Source organism: Burkholderia sp. Bp9031 (assembly GCF_003857965.1).
GTDB classification, from domain to species: Bacteria; Pseudomonadota; Gammaproteobacteria; order Burkholderiales; family Burkholderiaceae; genus Burkholderia; species Burkholderia ambifaria_A.
The window spans coordinates 13647-31363 of record NZ_QTPW01000041.1 but is presented as its reverse complement, the minus strand read 5'-3'; the positions used below and the strand labels follow the sequence as shown (position 1 = coordinate 31363).

General features: G+C 68.8%; 12 protein-coding genes and 2 pseudogenes. 7 read left to right on the top strand and 7 right to left on the bottom strand.

What is annotated here, in order from left to right; all coding sequences use genetic code 11:
* Position 1: 1 nt before the first annotated feature.
* Positions 2 to 439, bottom strand: coding sequence for a VOC family protein (locus DIE15_RS32985; protein ID WP_057928608.1), 438 nt, complete (start codon positions 437 to 439; stop codon positions 2 to 4).
* A gap of 283 nt (positions 440 to 722) precedes the next feature.
* Between DIE15_RS32985 and DIE15_RS32980 the strand changes: the two genes are divergently transcribed.
* Positions 723 to 1346, top strand: a complete 624-nt coding sequence (locus DIE15_RS32980; protein ID WP_124835497.1) for an alpha/beta hydrolase — start codon at positions 723 to 725, stop codon at positions 1344 to 1346.
* 54 nt (positions 1347 to 1400) lie between these two features.
* Here the strand turns inward: DIE15_RS32980 and DIE15_RS32975 are convergent, their stop codons facing one another.
* The 3 genes and pseudogenes from DIE15_RS32975 to DIE15_RS32965 all read right to left on the bottom strand — a co-directional run.
* A complete protein-coding gene (locus tag DIE15_RS32975; RefSeq protein WP_124835496.1) occupies positions 1401 to 3521 on the bottom strand; it encodes a phosphocholine-specific phospholipase C in 2121 nt (706 codons plus the stop codon).
* A gap of 50 nt (positions 3522 to 3571) precedes the next feature.
* Complete coding sequence (locus DIE15_RS32970) at positions 3572 to 3853, bottom strand: hypothetical protein (protein ID WP_124835495.1); 282 nt, start codon at positions 3851 to 3853, stop codon at positions 3572 to 3574.
* A gap of 147 nt (positions 3854 to 4000) precedes the next feature.
* A pseudogene (locus DIE15_RS32965) lies at positions 4001 to 4228 on the bottom strand (LysR substrate-binding domain-containing protein); the annotation flags it as partial.
* Between DIE15_RS32965 and DIE15_RS32960 the strand changes: the two are divergent.
* Positions 4215 to 4422 (top strand): annotated as a pseudogene (locus DIE15_RS32960) (glutathione S-transferase); the annotation flags it as partial. The pseudogenes DIE15_RS32965 and DIE15_RS32960 overlap by 14 nt on opposite strands.
* A 75-nt stretch (positions 4423 to 4497) precedes the next feature.
* Here DIE15_RS32960 and DIE15_RS32955 read toward each other — a convergent pair.
* Positions 4498 to 5754 carry an MFS transporter gene (locus tag DIE15_RS32955; RefSeq protein ID WP_124835494.1) on the bottom strand — a complete coding sequence of 419 codons (1257 nt, stop codon included), beginning with the start codon at positions 5752 to 5754 and terminating at the stop codon, positions 4498 to 4500.
* 107 nt (positions 5755 to 5861) lie between these two features.
* On the opposite strand from DIE15_RS32955, the gene DIE15_RS32950 reads away from it, so the two are divergent.
* Positions 5862 to 6908, top strand: coding sequence for a LysR substrate-binding domain-containing protein (locus DIE15_RS32950; protein ID WP_124835504.1), 1047 nt, complete (start codon positions 5862 to 5864; stop codon positions 6906 to 6908).
* Positions 6909 to 7030: 122 nt separating this feature from the next.
* On the opposite strand, the gene dapA is transcribed toward DIE15_RS32950, so the two are convergent.
* Positions 7031 to 7924, bottom strand: a complete 894-nt coding sequence (dapA, locus tag DIE15_RS32945) for a 4-hydroxy-tetrahydrodipicolinate synthase (RefSeq protein WP_124835493.1) — start codon at positions 7922 to 7924, stop codon at positions 7031 to 7033.
* 452 nt (positions 7925 to 8376) lie between these two features.
* Between dapA and DIE15_RS32935 the strand changes: the two genes are divergently transcribed.
* Complete coding sequence (locus DIE15_RS32935; RefSeq protein ID WP_057928597.1) at positions 8377 to 9396, top strand: sulfate ABC transporter substrate-binding protein; 1020 nt, start codon at positions 8377 to 8379, stop codon at positions 9394 to 9396.
* 166 nt (positions 9397 to 9562) lie between these two features.
* Positions 9563 to 10531 (top strand): ion channel, encoded by a 969-nt coding sequence (locus DIE15_RS32930; protein WP_124835492.1) that lies wholly within the window; start codon positions 9563 to 9565, stop codon positions 10529 to 10531.
* Positions 10532 to 10613: 82 nt separating this feature from the next.
* On the opposite strand, the gene DIE15_RS32925 is transcribed toward DIE15_RS32930, so the two are convergent.
* Positions 10614 to 11228, bottom strand: coding sequence for a glutathione S-transferase family protein (locus DIE15_RS32925; RefSeq protein WP_057928595.1), 615 nt, complete (start codon positions 11226 to 11228; stop codon positions 10614 to 10616).
* Between the two features lie 478 nt (positions 11229 to 11706).
* On the opposite strand from DIE15_RS32925, the gene DIE15_RS32920 reads away from it, so the two are divergent.
* Together DIE15_RS32920 and DIE15_RS32910 are read left to right on the top strand one after the other, a co-directional pair.
* Entirely contained in the window at positions 11707 to 12264 is a 558-nt protein-coding gene (locus tag DIE15_RS32920) for a sugar O-acetyltransferase (RefSeq protein ID WP_124835491.1), read from the top strand.
* A 1839-nt stretch (positions 12265 to 14103) separates the two neighbouring features.
* A complete protein-coding gene (locus tag DIE15_RS32910; protein ID WP_124835489.1) occupies positions 14104 to 17676 on the top strand; it encodes an indolepyruvate ferredoxin oxidoreductase family protein in 3573 nt (1190 codons plus the stop codon).
* The last annotated feature ends 41 nt before the right edge of the window (positions 17677 to 17717 follow it).

Below are 17717 nucleotides of genomic sequence, written 5' to 3'. Positions count from 1 at the left end.
CTTACTTCGCGAACAGTTGGCCGATGTCGGCGAACGCCTTGAACTCGAGCGCGTTGCCGCACGGATCGAGGAAGAACATCGTCGCCTGTTCGCCGACCTCGCCCTTGAAGCGGATGTGCGGCTCGATCACGAAGCGCGTCTGCGCGGCCTTCAGTTTGTCGGCGAGCGCATGCCATTCGTCCATCGACAGCACGACGCCGAAATGGCGCACGGGCACGTCGTCGCCGTCGACCGGGTTCACCGCGCTTGCGCCGGTCTCGTGCGGCGCGAGATGCGCGACGAGCTGGTGGCCGAAGAAGTCGAAGTCGACCCAGTGCTCCGAGCTGCGGCCCTCCGGGCAGCCGAGCAGGCCGCCGTAGAACGCGCGCGCGTCGGCGAGGCTCGACACGGGAAAGGCGAGATGGAACGGGCGCAGCGCGCCGGCGGGCGTAGCGGACATCGGGCGTCTCCTGTCGATCGGAACCGGCGCGGCGGCCGGGTTCGATCCGATGCATGGCAAGCGGGAAGCCCACATTCTACGGTTTCGCGGCGCATTGCGCCGCCGCGAGGCCGCCGGCCCGCGCCGTGCGGCCTGCGGCGGGGGCTGCCCCGGTGGCTGTACCCGGTGGCCGTCCCCGGATGGCCGTCCCGCTCAAAAGCAAAGCACGAAATATTGGTTCGGCCGCCGAGGGCGGCGCGCCACAATCGAACCTCGTCTCCAAGCAAAGCAAGCGAGGGCAATCATGCGCGCATGCAGCAAATCGGCGTGGCCGCCGCGGCTCGTGACCGTTCCGGGCCTGCACGGCAGCGAAGGCGCCCACTGGCAGACCTGGCTGGAGCGGCAGTTCCCGCGTTCGCTGCGGGTCGAACAGGCCGACTGGGACGCTCCCGATCTGGCACGCTGGGCGCAGTCGGTGCGCGCGCTGCTCGACCGCGAGCGCGGCCCGTTCGTGCTGGCCGCGCACAGCTTCGGCTGCCTCGCGGCCGCGCATGCGCTCGCGCAATGGCCGCAGGCGGCCGACGTCGCGGGCGTGCTGCTCGCCGCACCGGCCAGTCCGCAGAAATTCGCGTTTGCCGGGCCGTTCGACCCGCGCCGGCTCGCGGTGCCGTCGATCGTGATCGGCAGCGAGACCGATCCGTGGATGCCGCTCGCCGATGCGCGCACGCTTGCGCAGCGGCTCGGCAGCGCGTTCGTGAACCTCGGCGATGCGGGACACATCAATACCGCGGCCGGCTTCGGGCCGTGGCCGCGCGCGAAGTATTTCATCGACACGCTGGTGCATTGCGCGGCGCCGCTGCGCTTTCGCGACGCGGACGACGGCTTCGACGCCGCGCGCGTCGACCGCGCGCTCGCGCACGCGATCTGACGTTCACGGGCACGCGCTGCGCGGCGGCTGCCGCGCGCCGTCGTGCCGCCGCGCTTACGACGCGGAGACGGGGTGCACCGCGGCCGGATCGGAGTAGCTCGATCGGCCGTTCTCGACGTGGCCCGCGAAGCGGCGCGAGAACGTGCCGTTCGCGCCGTCGCTCACCGTAACGTCATACCAGTGGTGGCTCGACGCGAGCGCCCATTGCTCGACATGTTCGTCGCCGCCGTGCAGCGTCACGTGGCGCGCGGGCGCGCCGTACGCGTTGTCGGCCAGCGTCAGCGTGACGTGACCCGCGCCGTGGTTGCGCAGCTTCAGGTACAGGTTGCCGTTCGCGATGTCGTAGCCGGCCTTGACCTCCGGCTGCGCGTGGTTGCGGCGGTGCGCGGCCGCGGCCGACACGTTGCCCGCGAACATGCGCACGAAACCGTTCGGCCCGTACACCGAGAACGCATACACGCCGTTCGTTTCCGTCAGGTCGAAGTCCGCGTGCAGTACGCGGCGCGCACCGACCGTGTAGCGCCACGGGCCGTCGGTGCGGTTCGTCGCGTACACCTGGAAGTGCGCGCCCTGGTTGCCGCGGTTCGCGAACTCGATGCGCAGCGTGTTGCCGCCGTAGATGCTCGCGTTCACATGCAGCTCGTAAGGCAGCGCGCGCGCCGGCCGCACGCCGGGTTCCTGCGGGTCGATCGGCGACGGCGTCGCGGGCACCGTCGGCGCCGGTTGCGACGTGCATTGCTGGTCGGCGATCGAACGGTACTGGCTCGTATCGGGCAGCGACGGGAACGAGGCGTCGGACGAGCGGAAGTCGAACGCGGCCGTGAGGTCGCCGCAGACGCTCCGGCGCCACGGCGTGATGTTCGGCTCGTCGACGCCGAAGCGCTCGCCGATGAAGCGGAGCACCGACGTGTGGTCGAACACCTGCGAGCACACGAAGCCGCCTTTCGACCACGGCGACACGACCGTCATCGGCACGCGCGGCCCGAGGCCGTACGGCAGCCCGTCGGCGGTGTAGCTGCCGCCGCGGCCGGGGTTCACGACGGTGTGCAGCTCGCCGTCGGTCGTCACGGTCGATGCGCCCTGCGCGGCGGATGTCGGCGGCTGCGGCGGCACGACGTGATCGAAGAAGCCGTCGTTCTCGTCGTACATGATGAAGAGCACGGTCTTCGCCCACACGTCCGGATTCGACGTCAGCGCGTCGAGGATCTGCGACGTGTAGTTCGCGCCGTACGCGGGCGTGTATTTCGGATGCTCGGAGAACACGGCGGGCGGCAGCAGCCACGACACCTGCGGCAGCCGGTCGTTGATCACGTCGTCCTTCAGGTTGTCGAGCGTGCGCACCGTCTGCGCGCGCTGGTACAGCGGCGAGCCCGGCTTCGCGTTGATGAAGTTCGTGAAGTTCTGCAGGATGTTCGTGCCGTAGTTGCCGTTGTACGGGTCGGCCCACGTCAGCCCCTGCTGGTAGATCTGCCACGACACGCCGTGCGCCTCGAGCCGCTCGGGGAAGGTCGTCCACGACAGCAGCTGATACGCGGGCGGCAGGTCGCCGTCGACGTAGTCGGCGTTGTCGAGCAGCGGGCCGCCGAACTTGCCGGTCGGGTCGACCGTCCCCGTCATCAGGTACGAACGGTTCGGGTGCGTCGGGCCCGGCAGCGAGCAGAAATAGTTGTCGCACACGGTGAACGCATCGGCGAGCGCGTAGTGGAACGGGATGTCCTCGCGCACGTGATAGCCCATCGTCATGTCGGTCTTGTTCGCGGGCCACTGGTCGTAGCGGCCGCCGTCGATCGCCGCGTGGGTCTTCGCCCACGAGTGGTCGAGCGCGCCGAGGCACTGCGCACTGGTCGTCTTCGTGTCGAGCCGGAACGGCAGCACGGGTTTCGCCGGGTCTTCCTTCGACGGCTGGCACCACACCGGCTTGCCGTTCGGCAGCGGGATCGGGAAGCGGTCGTTGTAGCCGCGTACGCCGCGCAGGTGCCCGAAGTAATGATCGAACGAGCGGTTTTCCTGCATGAACACGACGATGTGCTCGACATCGCGGATCGTGCCGGTGCCGCGCGCGGCCGGAATCGCGAGCGCGCGTCGGATCGATTCGGGGAACGCGTTGAGCGCGACGGCCGCGCCCGCGGATTGCGCGACGGTATGCAGGAAACGGCGGCGGCTGGATGACGTCATGTTATTTCACCTCGGTTCTGCGATCGGGGACGGAAGCAGGTGCGGCGGGATCAGTGCGGCGACGACGCGGCGACGCCGGACGCGCCCGCGTTCGGCGCGGTTTTGGCGTCGTCGTCATCGTCGGGCGGATAGTGGACGACGGGCGGCGCGAGCGGCGCGGCATCGGACGCGGCGGCATTCGCGCCCGCGTCGCTGTTGAACGCGCTCGCGGAGCCGGACGATGCGCCGGCCTGCTGCGAGGCGTCGGCCGCTTGCGCGTCGTGCGGCGCGTCGTCGCTGCAGGCGGCGACGAAGGTGGCGGCACATAGGACGACGAAGGCGGCGCAACGCATGACTTCTCTCCAGGCAGGCGGATCGGGAACGTTTTCGAGTATGCCGATGCGATGCGACGATTCGGTGAATCGTTTGCGACTGGAGCATGATCGCGAAAGGCTGTCGTGACGCTGACCGGATGCTTTCGACGACGCGGCTGCCGTGTTTCAGCGTCGCGGCGTCCTGCGCCGCACCTCGCTGCGCAGCCAGTCGAGCCACGTGCGGATCGCCGCTGCGTGCGGATGATCGGGACGCCACACCACGTAGTGCGCGTACACGTCGGTCACGCGCACCGTCGACACGCGCACGAGCGTGCCGGCAGCGAGTTCGGGTTCGATCAGCGAGCGGCGCGCGAGCGCGACGCCGCGTCCCTTCAGCGTCGCGTCGATCGAAGCCGCGCTCGCCGACGGCCGCACGTGGGCCGAGCCGGGCGGCCATTCGATCGTCGATCCGTTCCTGCTGGTGCTGTATCGCTGGGGGGGCCGCGATCGTGCTCGACATGACGCGGCATCCCGCGTGGACCGCGCATGCTCAGCGCGAGGCCGAGCGGCCGACCGTGCGGCGCGCGCTGTCGCGCGAGGCGGCATGATGGCGCGCGGACGTCGCGGCATGTGCGGCATGGACGACGACGTCCGCGTGTTCCGCGCGATGACGATCGCCGTCGCTATCGCGCAAAGAGTGGCCAGGTCGCGCCTGCGATCAGCGCGGCGGCGAGCCAGACCACGCTCCACGAACTGACGGCGAGCAGCGGCGGAATCGCGAGCGGCGTCGCGAACAGCCCGAGATAGACGATCGTGTTCGCCATCCCGAGCGCGGTGCCCGCGTGGTTCGCGCCCGCGAGCGTCGCGAGCTCGGTGTACGCGACGCCGTGCCACGCCGACACGCAGATGCCGGCGAACACGAGAATCGCGACGATCGCGGCGAGCGGCACGTGCGGGCTGCCGGCGGTCGCGGCCGCGAGCAGCGCGAACGATCCGGCCGCGACGCAGACCGACCCGCGCAGGTACGCACGCCGGTTGCCATGCCGATCGGTATGGCGGCCGCTCCAGACCCGCATCACCATGGCGCCGAGCTGCAGCGCGACCATCGCCGCGCTGATGCCGGCGAGGCCGAGCCGGCCGAAATCGTGCAGGAACACGGTCGCGAACGTGAGCACCGCGAACTGCGGCGCACACAGCGCGCCGATGCCGAGCACGATGCGCCAGACGCGGCCGTTCGCGAGCGGGCTGCGCGCGGGCGCGGCCGGCGGTTGCTGCGCGGCGGAGCGGTGCGCGGCGGCCGGTGCGTCGGGCGGTTCGTGCAGCCAGCGCCACGTCAGCGCGGCCGATCCGGCACACAGCAGCATCAGCGTGCCGTACACCGCGGCGAAGCCCGCATGCGATGCGAGCGATGGCAATAGCGCCGCGCCGACGCCGCCGCCGAGCGGCACGGCCGTCTGGCGGATGCTCATCGCGAGCCCGCGTTCGCGCTCGCCGAACCAGCGCATCACCGCGCGTCCGCTCGAGCCGTTCACGCTGCCGCCGAGCAGGCCGACGCAGCACATCGCCGCGACGACGCGCATGAGTGGCGGCACCGCATACGCGCTCGGGACGAGCAGGGCCGCCATCAGCGCAAGCATCGCGGCGGTTGCGACGAGGCCGGTGAGCAGCACGCGGCGGTCGCCGAAGCGGTCGGCGGCGATTCCCCAAGGCAGCTCGGACAGCGCGACGCCGAAGCCGAGCGCGCCGAGCACGAGGCTGAGCGCGCCGTTGTCGAGGTGGTAGGCCGAGCGCATCCACACCGCGGTGGTCGGAATGCCCGCCGCAGCGGCGGAAAAACTCATGTTCGCGGCGACCCCGGCCGCAAGCACGCGCCAGCGATGGGCCGGGCCGCGTGCGTCGCGCGCAGGCGAGGACGAGGAAGCGAGGCAGGAGGTATCCATGGCGACGGAGCCCGTTCGGAAATTGACAGCGCCAGTGTGGCGACCTACATTTATCCTGAAAATCGGAAAGTTTTTGATGAATCGTTCGATAAAATGGGATGGTTGAAATGTCCGGACAAGCCAATGCCCATGGCGCTGCGTCGCTCGCGGCACCCGACGCCGCGCTGGCCCGGCCGAACTTCGACGTCGCGGCGTTGCGCAGCCTGGTCGCGGGCGTGGATCTCGGCAGCTTCGCGAAGGCTGCCGATCGCGTCGCGCGTTCGTCGTCGGCGGTGAGCGCGCAGATCCGCAAGCTCGAGGAGCAGGCCGGTACGCCGCTGTTCGTGAAGGCCGGGCGCGGGCTCGCGCTGACCGACGCCGGCGACGCGATGCTGCGCTATGCGCGGCGGATGATCGAACTGAACGACGAAGCGGCCGCGGCCGTGCGCGGCGTGAATCTCGACGGCTGGGTGCGGGTCGGCCTGCAGGAGGATTTCGGCGAAGCGATCCTGCCCGACGTGCTCGGGCGCTTCGCGCGTGCGCATCCCAAGGTGAGGATCGAGGCGCGCGTCGCGCGCAACGCCGAGTTGCTCGAGCGGCTCGACGCGAACCAGCTCGATCTCGCGCTCGTGTGGGGCGACCCGGCGTCGGCGACGCTGGTGTCGCGCGCGGGTATCGCCAGCGACGCGATCGCGCAGGTGCCGATGCAGTGGATCGCGGCGATGGGCGCGGGCGGCTTCGGCATGCCGGACGGCGGCGGACCGGCGGATGCGGCCGAGGACGACGGCGCGAGCCTTCGTGCGAGGCGCGCGTCGGGCGAGCCGCTGCCGCTCGTCGTGTTCGACCGGCCGTGCCGCTTCTTCGGCGCGGCGACCGACGCACTCGATCGCGCGGGCGTGCCGTGGCGCGTTGCGTTCACCACGCCGAGCCTGGCCGGGCTGTGGGCCGCGGCGGCGGCCGGCCTCGGGCTGACGGTGCGCTCGCACTACGGGCTGCCCGCATCGGTGCGCGTGCTCGACGCGCCGTCGTCCGGGCTGCCGGAGCTGCCGAGCCTGCCGCTGATGCTGCTGCGGCGTACGTCGTCGGCGACGCCGACCGTCGAGCGGCTCGCGCGGATCGTCACGCAGGCGGTGCGGGACGCGACGCAGGGGGAGGCGGCGGCTCTGGCGGCGTGACGAAACGTTCCGGAGCAGCGGCTCGGCATGTTTGCGCGTTACGGCCTGTCCGTCGTTCTGACGGTTTGAAACAGTTTGGGCGAAGATTCGCCTGATGTCCGAGCCGCGTGTCGCGTCCCGGCCTACGCGACCTCGATGTCCCGGGCGATTGCACCGAGCGTGGCCAGCAGGGCGGCCAGCCGCTCCCGCAACCCTTCGCTCGCCGGCACGAACGGTAGCCGCAACCCGTCCTCGCACCATCCCTGCGCGGCCAGCACCGCCTTCACCGGTGCCGGATTCGGCTCCGCGAACAGCGCGGCAACCAGCGGCTGCAGCGCGACCGACAGCCGCCGCGCGTCGGCGAGGCGGCCGTCGCGCAGCAGCGCGTGAATGCGCACGTGCCATTCGGGCAGCACGTGCGCGCTGCTGGCGATCGCGCCATGCGCGCCGGCACACAGCGCGGCGAAGTTCTGGTTGTCGTCGCCGGAGAGGATCGCGAGCGGCGTGTCGTGCACGAGCCGGCTCATCCGGTCGAGCGTACCGCCGCATTCCTTGATGCCCGCGACGCGCGGGTCGCGCGCAAGCGCCTGCAGCGTCTCCAGTTCGACGTTCACGCCGGTGCGGTACGGGATGTTGTAGACGAGGACCGGCAGGTCGGCCGCGTCGACGATCGCTTCGACGTGGCGGCGGATGCCGTCCTGCGTGGGCCGAACGTAGACGGGCGGCGTGACGAGCAGCCCGTCGGGCCGCAGCGCGGCGAGTTCGCGTGCGCGGGCCGCCGCGAAGTGCGTCGCGCTCGCGGTGAGCCCGACGACGATCGGCAGGCCGGGCACCGCATCACGCAGCGTCGCGAACACGGCGTCCTGTTCGCGCGCGTCGAGCAGGACGCCTTCACCGGTCGTCGCGCCCGCGACGAAACCCGCGATGCCCGCCGCCGCGTAGTGATGCGCGAGCCGCGCGAGTGCGCTGTGGTCGACCTCGCCGTCGTGGAACGGCGTGATGAGCGGCAGCCAGATACCTTCGAAACGTGTGTGCATGCAAAGCCTCATGGTGGAAACGGAGTGGGAAGGAACCGTTCCGCCGGCGGTGTGCCGGAGCGAGGCGTGCGAGCAAGGAGAAAGAAACGACCTGCGTGCATCCCGTCCGGCATTCGCCTGACGGGACGCGACGTCCCCGTCAGTCGAGGAGTCGTTTTTTCAGTTTCAGCCCGGCCGCGCGCGCACCTGCCGCGATGGCGGCAAGGATCGAGGGCGAGCGCAGGGCAGCGGACATGGAGGAACAGTGAAAAGGGCTGAGCGGCGATCTTAACACCGGATCCGGCGCCCGCGCGAGGGGCGCGCGCCGTTTAGCAGGATTCAAGATTTGCTTTGCAGGACAGATTGGAAAGCGCGCCGCGCCCGGCCGCTAGAATGCCCGCTTACGTTTCGATGACAGCGCGTACGCGCGCCGTCACGCACATTCATCACCACTGGAAACGGGGCATATCACGATGGCAAGCATCAAGGGGATCGGTCGCTGGCTGCACACGGGCGCGGCGGCGGCGCTCGTCGTGGCGGCAACGGCCGCGCACGCGGACACGTCGATCCTGAACGTGTCGTACGACGTGACGCGCGAACTGTACAAGGACATCAACGCGAGCTTCGCCGCCACCTACAAGCAGCAGACCGGCGAAACCGTGACGATCAAGCAGTCGCACGGCGCGTCGAGCGCGCAGGCGCTGTCGGTGCTGCAGGGGCTGCAGGCCGACGTCGTGACGATGAACCAGCCGAACGACATCGACCTGCTCGCCGAGCGCGGTCAGTTGCTGCCGAAGGACTGGCGCGCGCGCTTTCCCGACAGCAGCTCGCCGTACTCGACGACGATGGTGTTCCTCGTGCGCAAGGGCAATCCGAAGGCGATCAAGGACTGGAGCGATCTCGCGAAGCCGGGCGTGCAGGTGATCATCGCGAACCCGAAGACGTCGGGCAACGGCCGCTACGCATATCTCGCCGCGTGGGGCTACCAGAAGCAGAAGGGCGCGACCGACCAGCAGGCGCTCGATTTCGAGAAGGCGATCTTCCGCAACGTGCCGGTGCTGGACTCGGGCGGCCGCGGCGCGACGACGACCTTCACGCAGCGCGGCATCGGCGACGTGCTCGTCACGTTCGAGAATGAAGTCGCGCTGATGGACACGGGCGCGTCGGGCGCGGAATTCGACGCCGTGTACCCGTCGGCGAGCATTCTCGCGGAACCGCCCGTCGCCGTCGTCGCCAGGGTCGTCGACAAGAAGGGCACGCGCAAGGTCGCGCAGGCGTATCTCGACTACCTGTACACGCCGCAGGCGCAGGAGATCATCGCGCAGCACCATCTGCGCCCGCGCGATGCGAACGTGCTGAAGAAGCACGCGGCGGAGTTCAAGCCGCTGAAGACGTTCAGCGTCGAGCAGGTTTTCGGCAGTTGGGCGAACGCGCAGAAAACCCACTTCGCCGACGGCGGCACGTTCGACCGCGTGATCGTCGACCGCAAGTAATCACGTCGCACGCCGCGCGCGTGCAGGCGGGATGACCGCACGGCCGGCCGCCCATGTGGCCGGTTTTTTCTCGCCGCACGCGGCGGTCCGCTCCGCATCGCCGTGCATTCCCGGCCGCCGCCTTCGCGTGCTACGCTCATCGCCTCCCTGCTTCAGGCCTCGCGCGATGAACGTCGATTCGTCCTCCCCAACTTTCCGTCGCCGCGGCCGCAAGATCTGGTCGGGCACCCGCTCCGTCATCGCGTACGGAATGCCGCCGCTCGGCTGGCGCGATCTTTATCACCGTGCGTTGACGGTGAGCTGGCCCGTGTTCTTCCTGTCGCTCGCGATCCTGTTCCTGCTGCTCAACGGCGGCTTCGCGACGCTCTACCTGCTGGGCCACGCGCCGATCGCGAACCAGTCGCCGGCAGGGTTCGCCGGTGCGTTCTTCTTCAGCGTCGAGACGCTCGCGACGGTCGGCTACGGCGACATGCATCCGCAGACCGTCTACGCGCACCTCGTCGCGACGTTCGAGATCTTCATCGGGATGTCGGGCATCGCGCTGGCGACCGGCCTCGTGTTCGCGCGGTTTTCGCGGCCGCAGGCGAAGATCCTGTTCGCACGTCATGCGGTCGTGCGCCCGCTGAACGGGAGGATGACGCTGATGGTGCGCGCCGCGAATGCGCGCCAGAACGTGATCGCCGAAGCGCAGGCGAAACTGCGGCTGATGCGCGTCGAAGGCACGCACGAGGGTTATACGCTGCGCAAGATTCACGATCTGCCGCTCGTGCGCAACGAGCATCCGATCTTCCTGCTCGGCTGGAACCTGATGCACGTGATCGACGAAACGAGCCCGCTGTTCGGCGAGACGGCCGAATCGCTGGCCGCGCGCGACGCGTCGCTGCTGATCACGATCGAGGGCTACGACGAGACGACCGCGCAGGTCATGCAGGCGCGCTACTCGTGGACGCATGCGGACATCCGCTGGCGTCACCGCTATGTCGACCTGATGCATGAGGAAGGCGGCATCACGCACATCGACTACACGCATTTTCACGAGGTCGTGCCGGTGGATGCCGATACCGACGAACGCGGTTCGCCGGGTGCGGTGCTTGAGCCGAGCACGGCGGTGCAGGCGCCCGGGCCGGCTGCATGACGGTGGCGAACGGCGCAAACGGCGCAAACGGGCGCCGGCCGTCGGGCGCGGCCGCCCCGGCCGGCTGCCGCGCCTTCACGCATCACGCATGCAGCAGGCGCGCCGCCTCGCGTTGTTCGACCGCCACCGCGCGGCGGTGACCGTCGCGGTCCTCGGCGCGCGCGACATAGTCGCCGAGCACGCCTTCGTGCGGCAGCAGGTGCGCGTCGAACGCGATCTTCAGCGTGCTGGCGAGCAGCAGGTCGGCCGCGGTGAAGCGGTCGCCGACGAGCCAGCGGCTGTGGGCGAGCGTTTGCGCGAGCGCTCGCTGCACGCGCGTGATGTTGCCCCAGCCGAAGGCGACCGGATTGCCCGACGCGCCGGTGAATTTCTCGGCCATCGCTGGCTCGAGGCAGGTGGGCGTGAAGAACATCCATTGCAGGAAGCGGCCGCGAAGCGGATCGTCGGGTGCGATACCGAGGCGGGCACCCGGGCAGCGATCGGCGAGATAGAGCAGCACGGCGCCGGATTCGGCGAACGGTTCGCTGCCGTCGTCGAGTGCGGGCAGCTTGGCCATCGGATTGACCTGGACGAACGCGTCGCTGCCCTGTTCGTGCGAACGCAGGTCGATCGGCACGAGCTCGTAGACGGCGCCGATTTCCTCCAGCATCCACAGTGCCCGGAATGCCCGGGTTTTCGGCCAGTAGTAGAGCTTCATCGCGCCTCCGCGTATGGGTGTGCGTGTCGGTTCGGTGGATGCTCAAGCGTACCCGAGCGCAAGCGGTTCGGACAGGGGCGCGCGGCGAAAGCGGCGGATAGTTGGCTTGATGGCGGCGCGGCGGGACGCGTGCGTTCGGCAGGATGGAAATGGTCGGAGAATTTCCCGCAAAGCCAGATGCGACGGTAATTCATGATTAAACTAGTTATAGATTAACTAGTTATTAATTGAGGTGCCTATGCTCGGCTGAAGTGAGCGCGGCTACACTGTCCTGTCGGCTTCGCAGCAGCAGTGTCGGCGGCCAGCCGCACGAGCCCGGACGATGATCGTCGGCAGCCCGCGAAACGCGAAAAATCGGATCGCCCGCGCGGGTCGCCCGAATGATCGAATTCAAGGCCATGCGATTCGCATGCGGCGAATCGGGCGGTGCCGTCATGCGTTGCATGCCGGTTCGATCGCACATGGAGAACAGCAACGAATGGCGCACGACGATCGCACCACGATCATTCCCCGGCGCACGCCGGAATCGGCCGCGATGCGCGCCGAGCTCAAGCGGGCGATGGCAATCATCGCCCGGCTCAACCGTCTGACGTTCGACGACGCGGACGAAGTCCGGGCATTGTTCGGAGAACTGGTCGGCAGGCCGATGGACGACGGCTTCCTGCTGATCCCGCCGTTCTATGCGACGGGCGGCGCCGATACGCGGATCGGCCGCAACGTGTTCGTCAACCAGAACTGCACGTTCCATGACCTCGGCGGCCTCGACATTGGCGATGACGTCATGATCGGGCCGAACGTCAGCCTCATCACGTCGGGCCATCCGGTCGAGCCGTCCCGCCGACGCGACTTCGTCGTCGGCCGGCCGATCGCGATCGGGAGCAATGTGTGGATCGGCGCGGGCGCGACGATCATCGGTGGCGTGACGGTCGGCGAGAACGCGGTCATCGGCGCGGGTTCCGTCGTGACACACGACGTTCCGCCGGATACGCTGGTTGGCGGAAACCCGGCGCGGATCATCCGGTCGATTGCCGAGTGACGGTGCTTGCGGGTGTCTCCCGTGGCGGAGTGAATGTGGACAACCGGCCCGTCCGCCCACTCGAAACACTGTGTATGCGAACGGTGAGTGTGCGGCCGGAGGCTGAATCCACGGGGCTTCCCGGCATTCGACACCGGTCGCGGGCAGGTGCTTGAGCCGGCGTTGCCGATGCGCCGGCGGCGAACTTCCGCGCGGCGCCGGTTGTGGATATCCCGGCCCCAAATCACTCGACACGCTGTGCCTTTCACCGGTGAGAGCGACCACATGCGGCCGCATGCGCGATGCAGCGTGTGGACAACCGCCACTCCCAACGACGAAAAATGCTGTGCTTTCGAAGGGTGAGCGTCGGCGGCCGATTGCCCGTGAGGCTTGCCTGGTGCGGACTTCCGGGCATCGTGCACGATTCGCGGCGCCGCGCATTCTAACGGCATGCGCGAATCGGCGATAGAGCCGCAAGCGTATCGCGGTGTGGATATCTTGTCGCCGAATTCACTCGAATCGCTGTGTATTTCAATGGTGAGCGTCGGCGGCCGCTCGGCCCATGTGTCGGCTCGCGCGCCCGTTTCCGATCGTCGACACGGTTTCGAGGGTCGCGCATTCTAACCGCACTCGCGATTGCGCGTTCCATTCGAGCCCACGCTCCGATGTGGATATCCGGTCAACGAAACCAATCGACGTGCTGTGTATTCCAGCGGTGAGGGCGCGTGCATGAGGATCGGCCGCGTCTGCGCGAATCAGGATGCGCGGGTCGCCGAGGGGTTGCGGGCGCCGCTGTTCACGCCGAATCGGCGCCTTCGGGCAATATCACGCCCACGCTCACCGTCGAATTTCACAGCGTTTCGAGTGGCCATGGATCGAGCTGTCCACACCCGAATCGATGCCCTCGCTCGATCGTCTTGCCGTTGCTCACCGTTGGCATTCACAGTGTTTTGCGTCGTCGTCGGTCGGGGGATTCGCCCCCGAATCGGCGCCCTCGCTTGATCGTCGTGCCGTCGCTCACCATCGAAATTCACAGCGTTTCGAGTCGTCGCTGATCGATCTGTCCACACCCGAATCGGCGTCCTTGTTGGGTCGCGTGCCGATGCTCGCCGTCGAAACTCACAGGGTTTCGCGTGTCCGCGGGGGGCGATATCCACACCCGTGCCAGCGCGCCGGAACGTTGCGAGGCGGGGCGACCGAGATGTGGATATCGTGCCGCCCGATCGACTTGCAATCCTGTGCATCGGAAAGGTGAGTGCGCACGTCGCATCGACGAGGCAGGGATCCGACGGTGTGGATATCTTCTGCCGACACCGACTCTTCGCGCTGTGGATTTCGATGGTGAATGTCGGAATCCGCTGGAACTGCGGACCGATTGCAGTGTGGACATCCGGCGCCCGACGCAACTCGAAACCCTGTGCAATCGAACGGTGAGCGCACCTGCAGGCTCTGCCCGCAGCCCCCGGCATTGTGGACATCCCGCGCTCGCGACCAATCCCAACGCTGTGCATCCGAAAGGTGAGCACGCGCCCGTTCCCTGGCCCAAACCCTTGTCGCACGGGCGGCGAGCGCCTGCGGCCGCGCCCGCGGCTCGCCTCCTGCCCATCCCCGCCATTTCGAGGCACCTCACCGACCCATCCCGACACACGTCCAACCGCCGCGCAACACCTCGCGCGAAAACTCTCTCAATTCCCGCCCGAAACCTGCGCAGTTTTTCTCGCTCCGAGGCCGCCCGAGCAAGATGAGAAAAAACTTTCTCGTCTCCCCGCGAAAAAATAGAGCCATCCAACCGAACGCCCGGCCGGCGTCGCCCGACGCCTCGGTGCGCGGCCCAGAACAGCACAATCAGGAGACATCCCCATGACCGCCCGCCTGCCCGTCGACGGCACGCCCGCTCTATCCGACTACCGCCTGACCGACAACCTGACCGCCACGCGCGGCCGGATCTTCCTGACCGGCACGCAGGCGCTGGTCCGCCTGCTGCTGATGCAGCGCGCGTCCGACACCGCGCAGGGGCTCAACACCGCCGGCTTCGTCAGCGGCTACCGCGGCTCGCCGCTCGGCATGGTCGACCAGCAGCTGTGGAAGGCGAAGAAACTGCTCGACGGCAGCAGCGTGCGCTTCCTGCCCGCGATCAACGAGGAACTCGGCGGCACCGCGGTGCTCGGCACGCAGCGCGTGGAAGCCGACCCCGAACGCACCGTCGATGGCGTGTACGCGATGTGGTACGGCAAGGGTCCCGGCGTCGACCGCGCCGGCGACGCGCTGAAGCACGGCAACGCGTACGGTTCGTCGCCGCACGGCGGCGTGCTGGTGGTAGCGGGCGACGACCATGGCTGCGTGTCGTCTTCGATGCCGCATCAGAGCGACTTCGCGATGATCGCGTGGCACATGCCGGTCGTGAACCCGTCGAACATCGCGGACATGCTCGAGTTCGGCCTGTACGGCTGGGCGCTGTCGCGCTACTCGGGCGCATGGGTCGGCTTCAAGGCGATCTCGGAGACCGTCGAGTCGGGCTCGACCGTCGACCTCGACGCGCTGCAGACGCAATGGCCGGCGCCGGCAGGTTTCACGCCGCCGGCGGGCGGCCTGCACAATCGCTGGCCCGACCTGCCGAGCCTCACGATCGAGGCGCGCCTCGCCGCGAAGCTCGACGCGGTGCGCCATTTCGCGCGCACCAACAGCATCGACAAGTGGATCGCGCCGAGCGCGCAGGCGAACGTCGGGATCGTCACCTGCGGCAAGGCGCACCTGGACCTGATGGAAGCGCTGCGCCGTCTCGACCTGACGGTCGCCGATCTCGATGCGGCCGGCATACGGATCTACAAGGTCGGCCTGTCGTACCCGCTCGAGATGACACGCATCGAGACCTTCGTCGACGGGCTGGCGGAAGTGCTCGTGATCGAGGAGAAGGGCCCCGTCATCGAGCAGCAGATCAAGGACTACCTGTACAACCGCGCGGACGGCGCGCGCCCGCGCGTGCTCGGCAAGCACGATGCGGCGGGCGCGTGCCTGCTGTCCGAGCTCGGCGAACTGCGCCCGTCGCGGATCCTGCCGGTGTTCGCCGAATGGCTTGCGCGGCACAAGCCGGCACTCGATCGCCGCGAACGCGTCGTCGATCTCGTCGCGCCGCAAATCCTGTCGAACGAAGCCGACGCGGTGAAGCGCACGCCGTACTTCTGCTCGGGCTGCCCGCACAACACGTCGACGAAGGTGCCGGAAGGCTCGATCGCGCAGGCCGGCATCGGCTGCCACTTCATGGCGTCGTGGATGGAGCGCGATACGACGGGCCTGATCCAGATGGGCGGCGAGGGCGTCGATTGGGCCGCGCACGCGATGTTCACCAACACGAAGCACGTGTTCCAGAACCTCGGCGACGGCACCTACTTCCACTCGGGCATCCTCGCGATCCGCCAGGCGGTCGCCGCGAAGACGAACATCACGTACAAGATCCTCTACAACGATGCGGTCGCGATGACGGGCGGCCAGCCGGTCGACGGCAGCATCTCGGTGCCGCAGATCGCGCGGCAGGTCGAGGCGGAAGGCGTGTCGCGCTTCGTCGTGGTGTCCGACGAACCGGAGAAGTACGAAGGCCATCACGGGCAGTTCCCGCCCGGCACGACGTTCCATCACCGCAGCGAACTCGACACGGTGCAGCGCGAGCTGCGCGAGACGCCGGGTGTCACCGTGCTGATCTACGACCAGACCTGTGCGGCCGAGAAGCGCCGCCGCCGCAAGAAGGGCGAGTTCCCCGACCCGGACAAGCGCCTGTTCATCAACGACGCGGTGTGCGAAGGCTGCGGCGACTGCGGCGTGCAGTCGAACTGCCTGTCGGTCGAGCCGCTCGAAACGCCGCTCGGCCGCAAGCGCCGCATCGACCAGTCGTCGTGCAACAAGGACTACTCGTGCGTGAACGGCTTCTGCCCGAGCTTCGTGACGGTCGAAGGCGCGGCGCTGAAGAAGGCCGCGGGCGCGGCATTCGACGAGGCGGCGCTCGCCGTGCGCGTCGACGCGCTGCCGGTGCCGGCGACGCATCTCGACGCGGCGCCGTACGACATGCTCGTGACGGGTGTCGGTGGCACGGGCGTCGTGACGGTTGGCGCGCTGATCAGCATGGCCGCGCACCTCGAAGGCAAGAGTGCGTCGGTGCTCGACTTCATGGGCTTTGCGCAGAAGGGCGGCTCGGTGCTGTCGTTCGTGCGGATCGCGTCGAGCGACCGGTGGCTGAACCAGGTGCGCATCGACACGCAGCAGGCCGACGTGCTGCTCGCGTGCGACATGGTCGTCGGCGCCAGCGCCGAGGCACTGCAGACGGTGCGTCACGAGCGTACGCGCATCGTCGTCAATACGCACCGGATCCCGAACGCGTCGTTCGTGCAGAACCCCGACGCGGACCTGCACGCGGATGCGCTGCTCGAGAAGATGCATCACGCGGCCGGCGACGGCTACCTGTCGAGCTGCGACGCGCAGGCGCTCGCCGCGAAATTCCTCGGCGACTCGATCGGCGCGAACATCCTGATGCTCGGCTACGCGTGGCAGCTTGGCCTCGTGCCGGTGTCGCACGCCGCGATGATGCGCGCGATCGAGCTGAACAACGTCGCGGTGCCGATGAACAAGCTCGCGTTCGCGATCGGCCGGATGGCGGCCGGCGACGCGGCGGGCCTCGATGCATTGTGGAACGCACGCCATACGGCGGCCGCGCCGGTCGCGCCGCAGACGCTCGCCGAACTCGTCGCCGATCGCGAAACGCGGCTCGACGCATACGGCGGCGCGCGCTACGTCGAGCGCTACCGGGCGCTGGTGAACGCGGCGCGCGCGAAGGGCGACGATGCGCTGACACGCGCGGTCGCGACGACGTTCTACCGGCTGCTCGCGGTGAAGGACGAATACGAGGTGGCGCGGCTGTATGCGGACGGCGCGTTCCGCACGGCGCTCGAAGCGCAGTTCGAAGGCGTGCCGGGGCAGGACTATCGCGTGAAGTTCAACCTTGCGCCGCCGACGGTCGCGAAGGCTGGCAGCGATGGCGGCGCGCCGAAGAAGCGCGTGTTCGGCCAGTGGATGTGGCCGGTGCTCGGCACGCTCGCGCGCGTGCGCAGCCTGCGCGGCACGTGGCTCGATCCGTTCGGCCGCACGGCCGAGCGCAGGATGGAGCGCGCGCTCGCGGACGACTACGAGACGACGCTCACGCGCGCGCTCGCGGCGACGACCGCCGGCAATGCTGCGCAGGTCACGCAGCTGGCCGACCTGCACGCCCGCGTGCGCGGCTTCGGTCACGTGAAGGTGCGCAACCTCGCGGGCGTGAAGCGTGCGGAACGCGAGCTCGCGCTGCAACTCGGCATCGACGCGGCGACGAGCGCGGCCGTGCAGCACGCGCTCGACGAGATGAAGGGCGCGGGGATGCTGAAGGGCATTCCGGTCGTCGTCGCGAAGTAACGCGAACACGCGCGGATGTGAAAACGGCGACGCCCGCGCGT

Excerpts from the sequence above, each read along its gene's own strand:
- DIE15_RS32985 (WP_057928608.1), bottom strand. The coding sequence starts at position 439 with ATGTCCGCTACGCCCGCCGGCGCGCTGCGCCCGTTCCATCTCGCCTTT.
- DIE15_RS32980 (WP_124835497.1), top strand. The coding sequence starts at position 723 with ATGCGCGCATGCAGCAAATCGGCGTGGCCGCCGCGGCTCGTGACCGTT.
- DIE15_RS32975 (WP_124835496.1), bottom strand. The coding sequence starts at position 3,521 with ATGACGTCATCCAGCCGCCGCCGTTTCCTGCATACCGTCGCGCAATCC.
- DIE15_RS32970 (WP_124835495.1), bottom strand. The coding sequence starts at position 3,853 with ATGCGTTGCGCCGCCTTCGTCGTCCTATGTGCCGCCACCTTCGTCGCC.
- DIE15_RS32955 (WP_124835494.1), bottom strand. The coding sequence starts at position 5,754 with ATGGATACCTCCTGCCTCGCTTCCTCGTCCTCGCCTGCGCGCGACGCA.
- DIE15_RS32950 (WP_124835504.1), top strand. The coding sequence starts at position 5,862 with ATGTCCGGACAAGCCAATGCCCATGGCGCTGCGTCGCTCGCGGCACCC.
- dapA (WP_124835493.1), bottom strand. The coding sequence starts at position 7,924 with ATGCACACACGTTTCGAAGGTATCTGGCTGCCGCTCATCACGCCGTTC.
- DIE15_RS32935 (WP_057928597.1), top strand. The coding sequence starts at position 8,377 with ATGGCAAGCATCAAGGGGATCGGTCGCTGGCTGCACACGGGCGCGGCG.
- DIE15_RS32930 (WP_124835492.1), top strand. The coding sequence starts at position 9,563 with ATGAACGTCGATTCGTCCTCCCCAACTTTCCGTCGCCGCGGCCGCAAG.
- DIE15_RS32925 (WP_057928595.1), bottom strand. The coding sequence starts at position 11,228 with ATGAAGCTCTACTACTGGCCGAAAACCCGGGCATTCCGGGCACTGTGG.
- DIE15_RS32920 (WP_124835491.1), top strand. The coding sequence starts at position 11,707 with ATGGCGCACGACGATCGCACCACGATCATTCCCCGGCGCACGCCGGAA.
- DIE15_RS32910 (WP_124835489.1), top strand. The coding sequence starts at position 14,104 with ATGACCGCCCGCCTGCCCGTCGACGGCACGCCCGCTCTATCCGACTAC.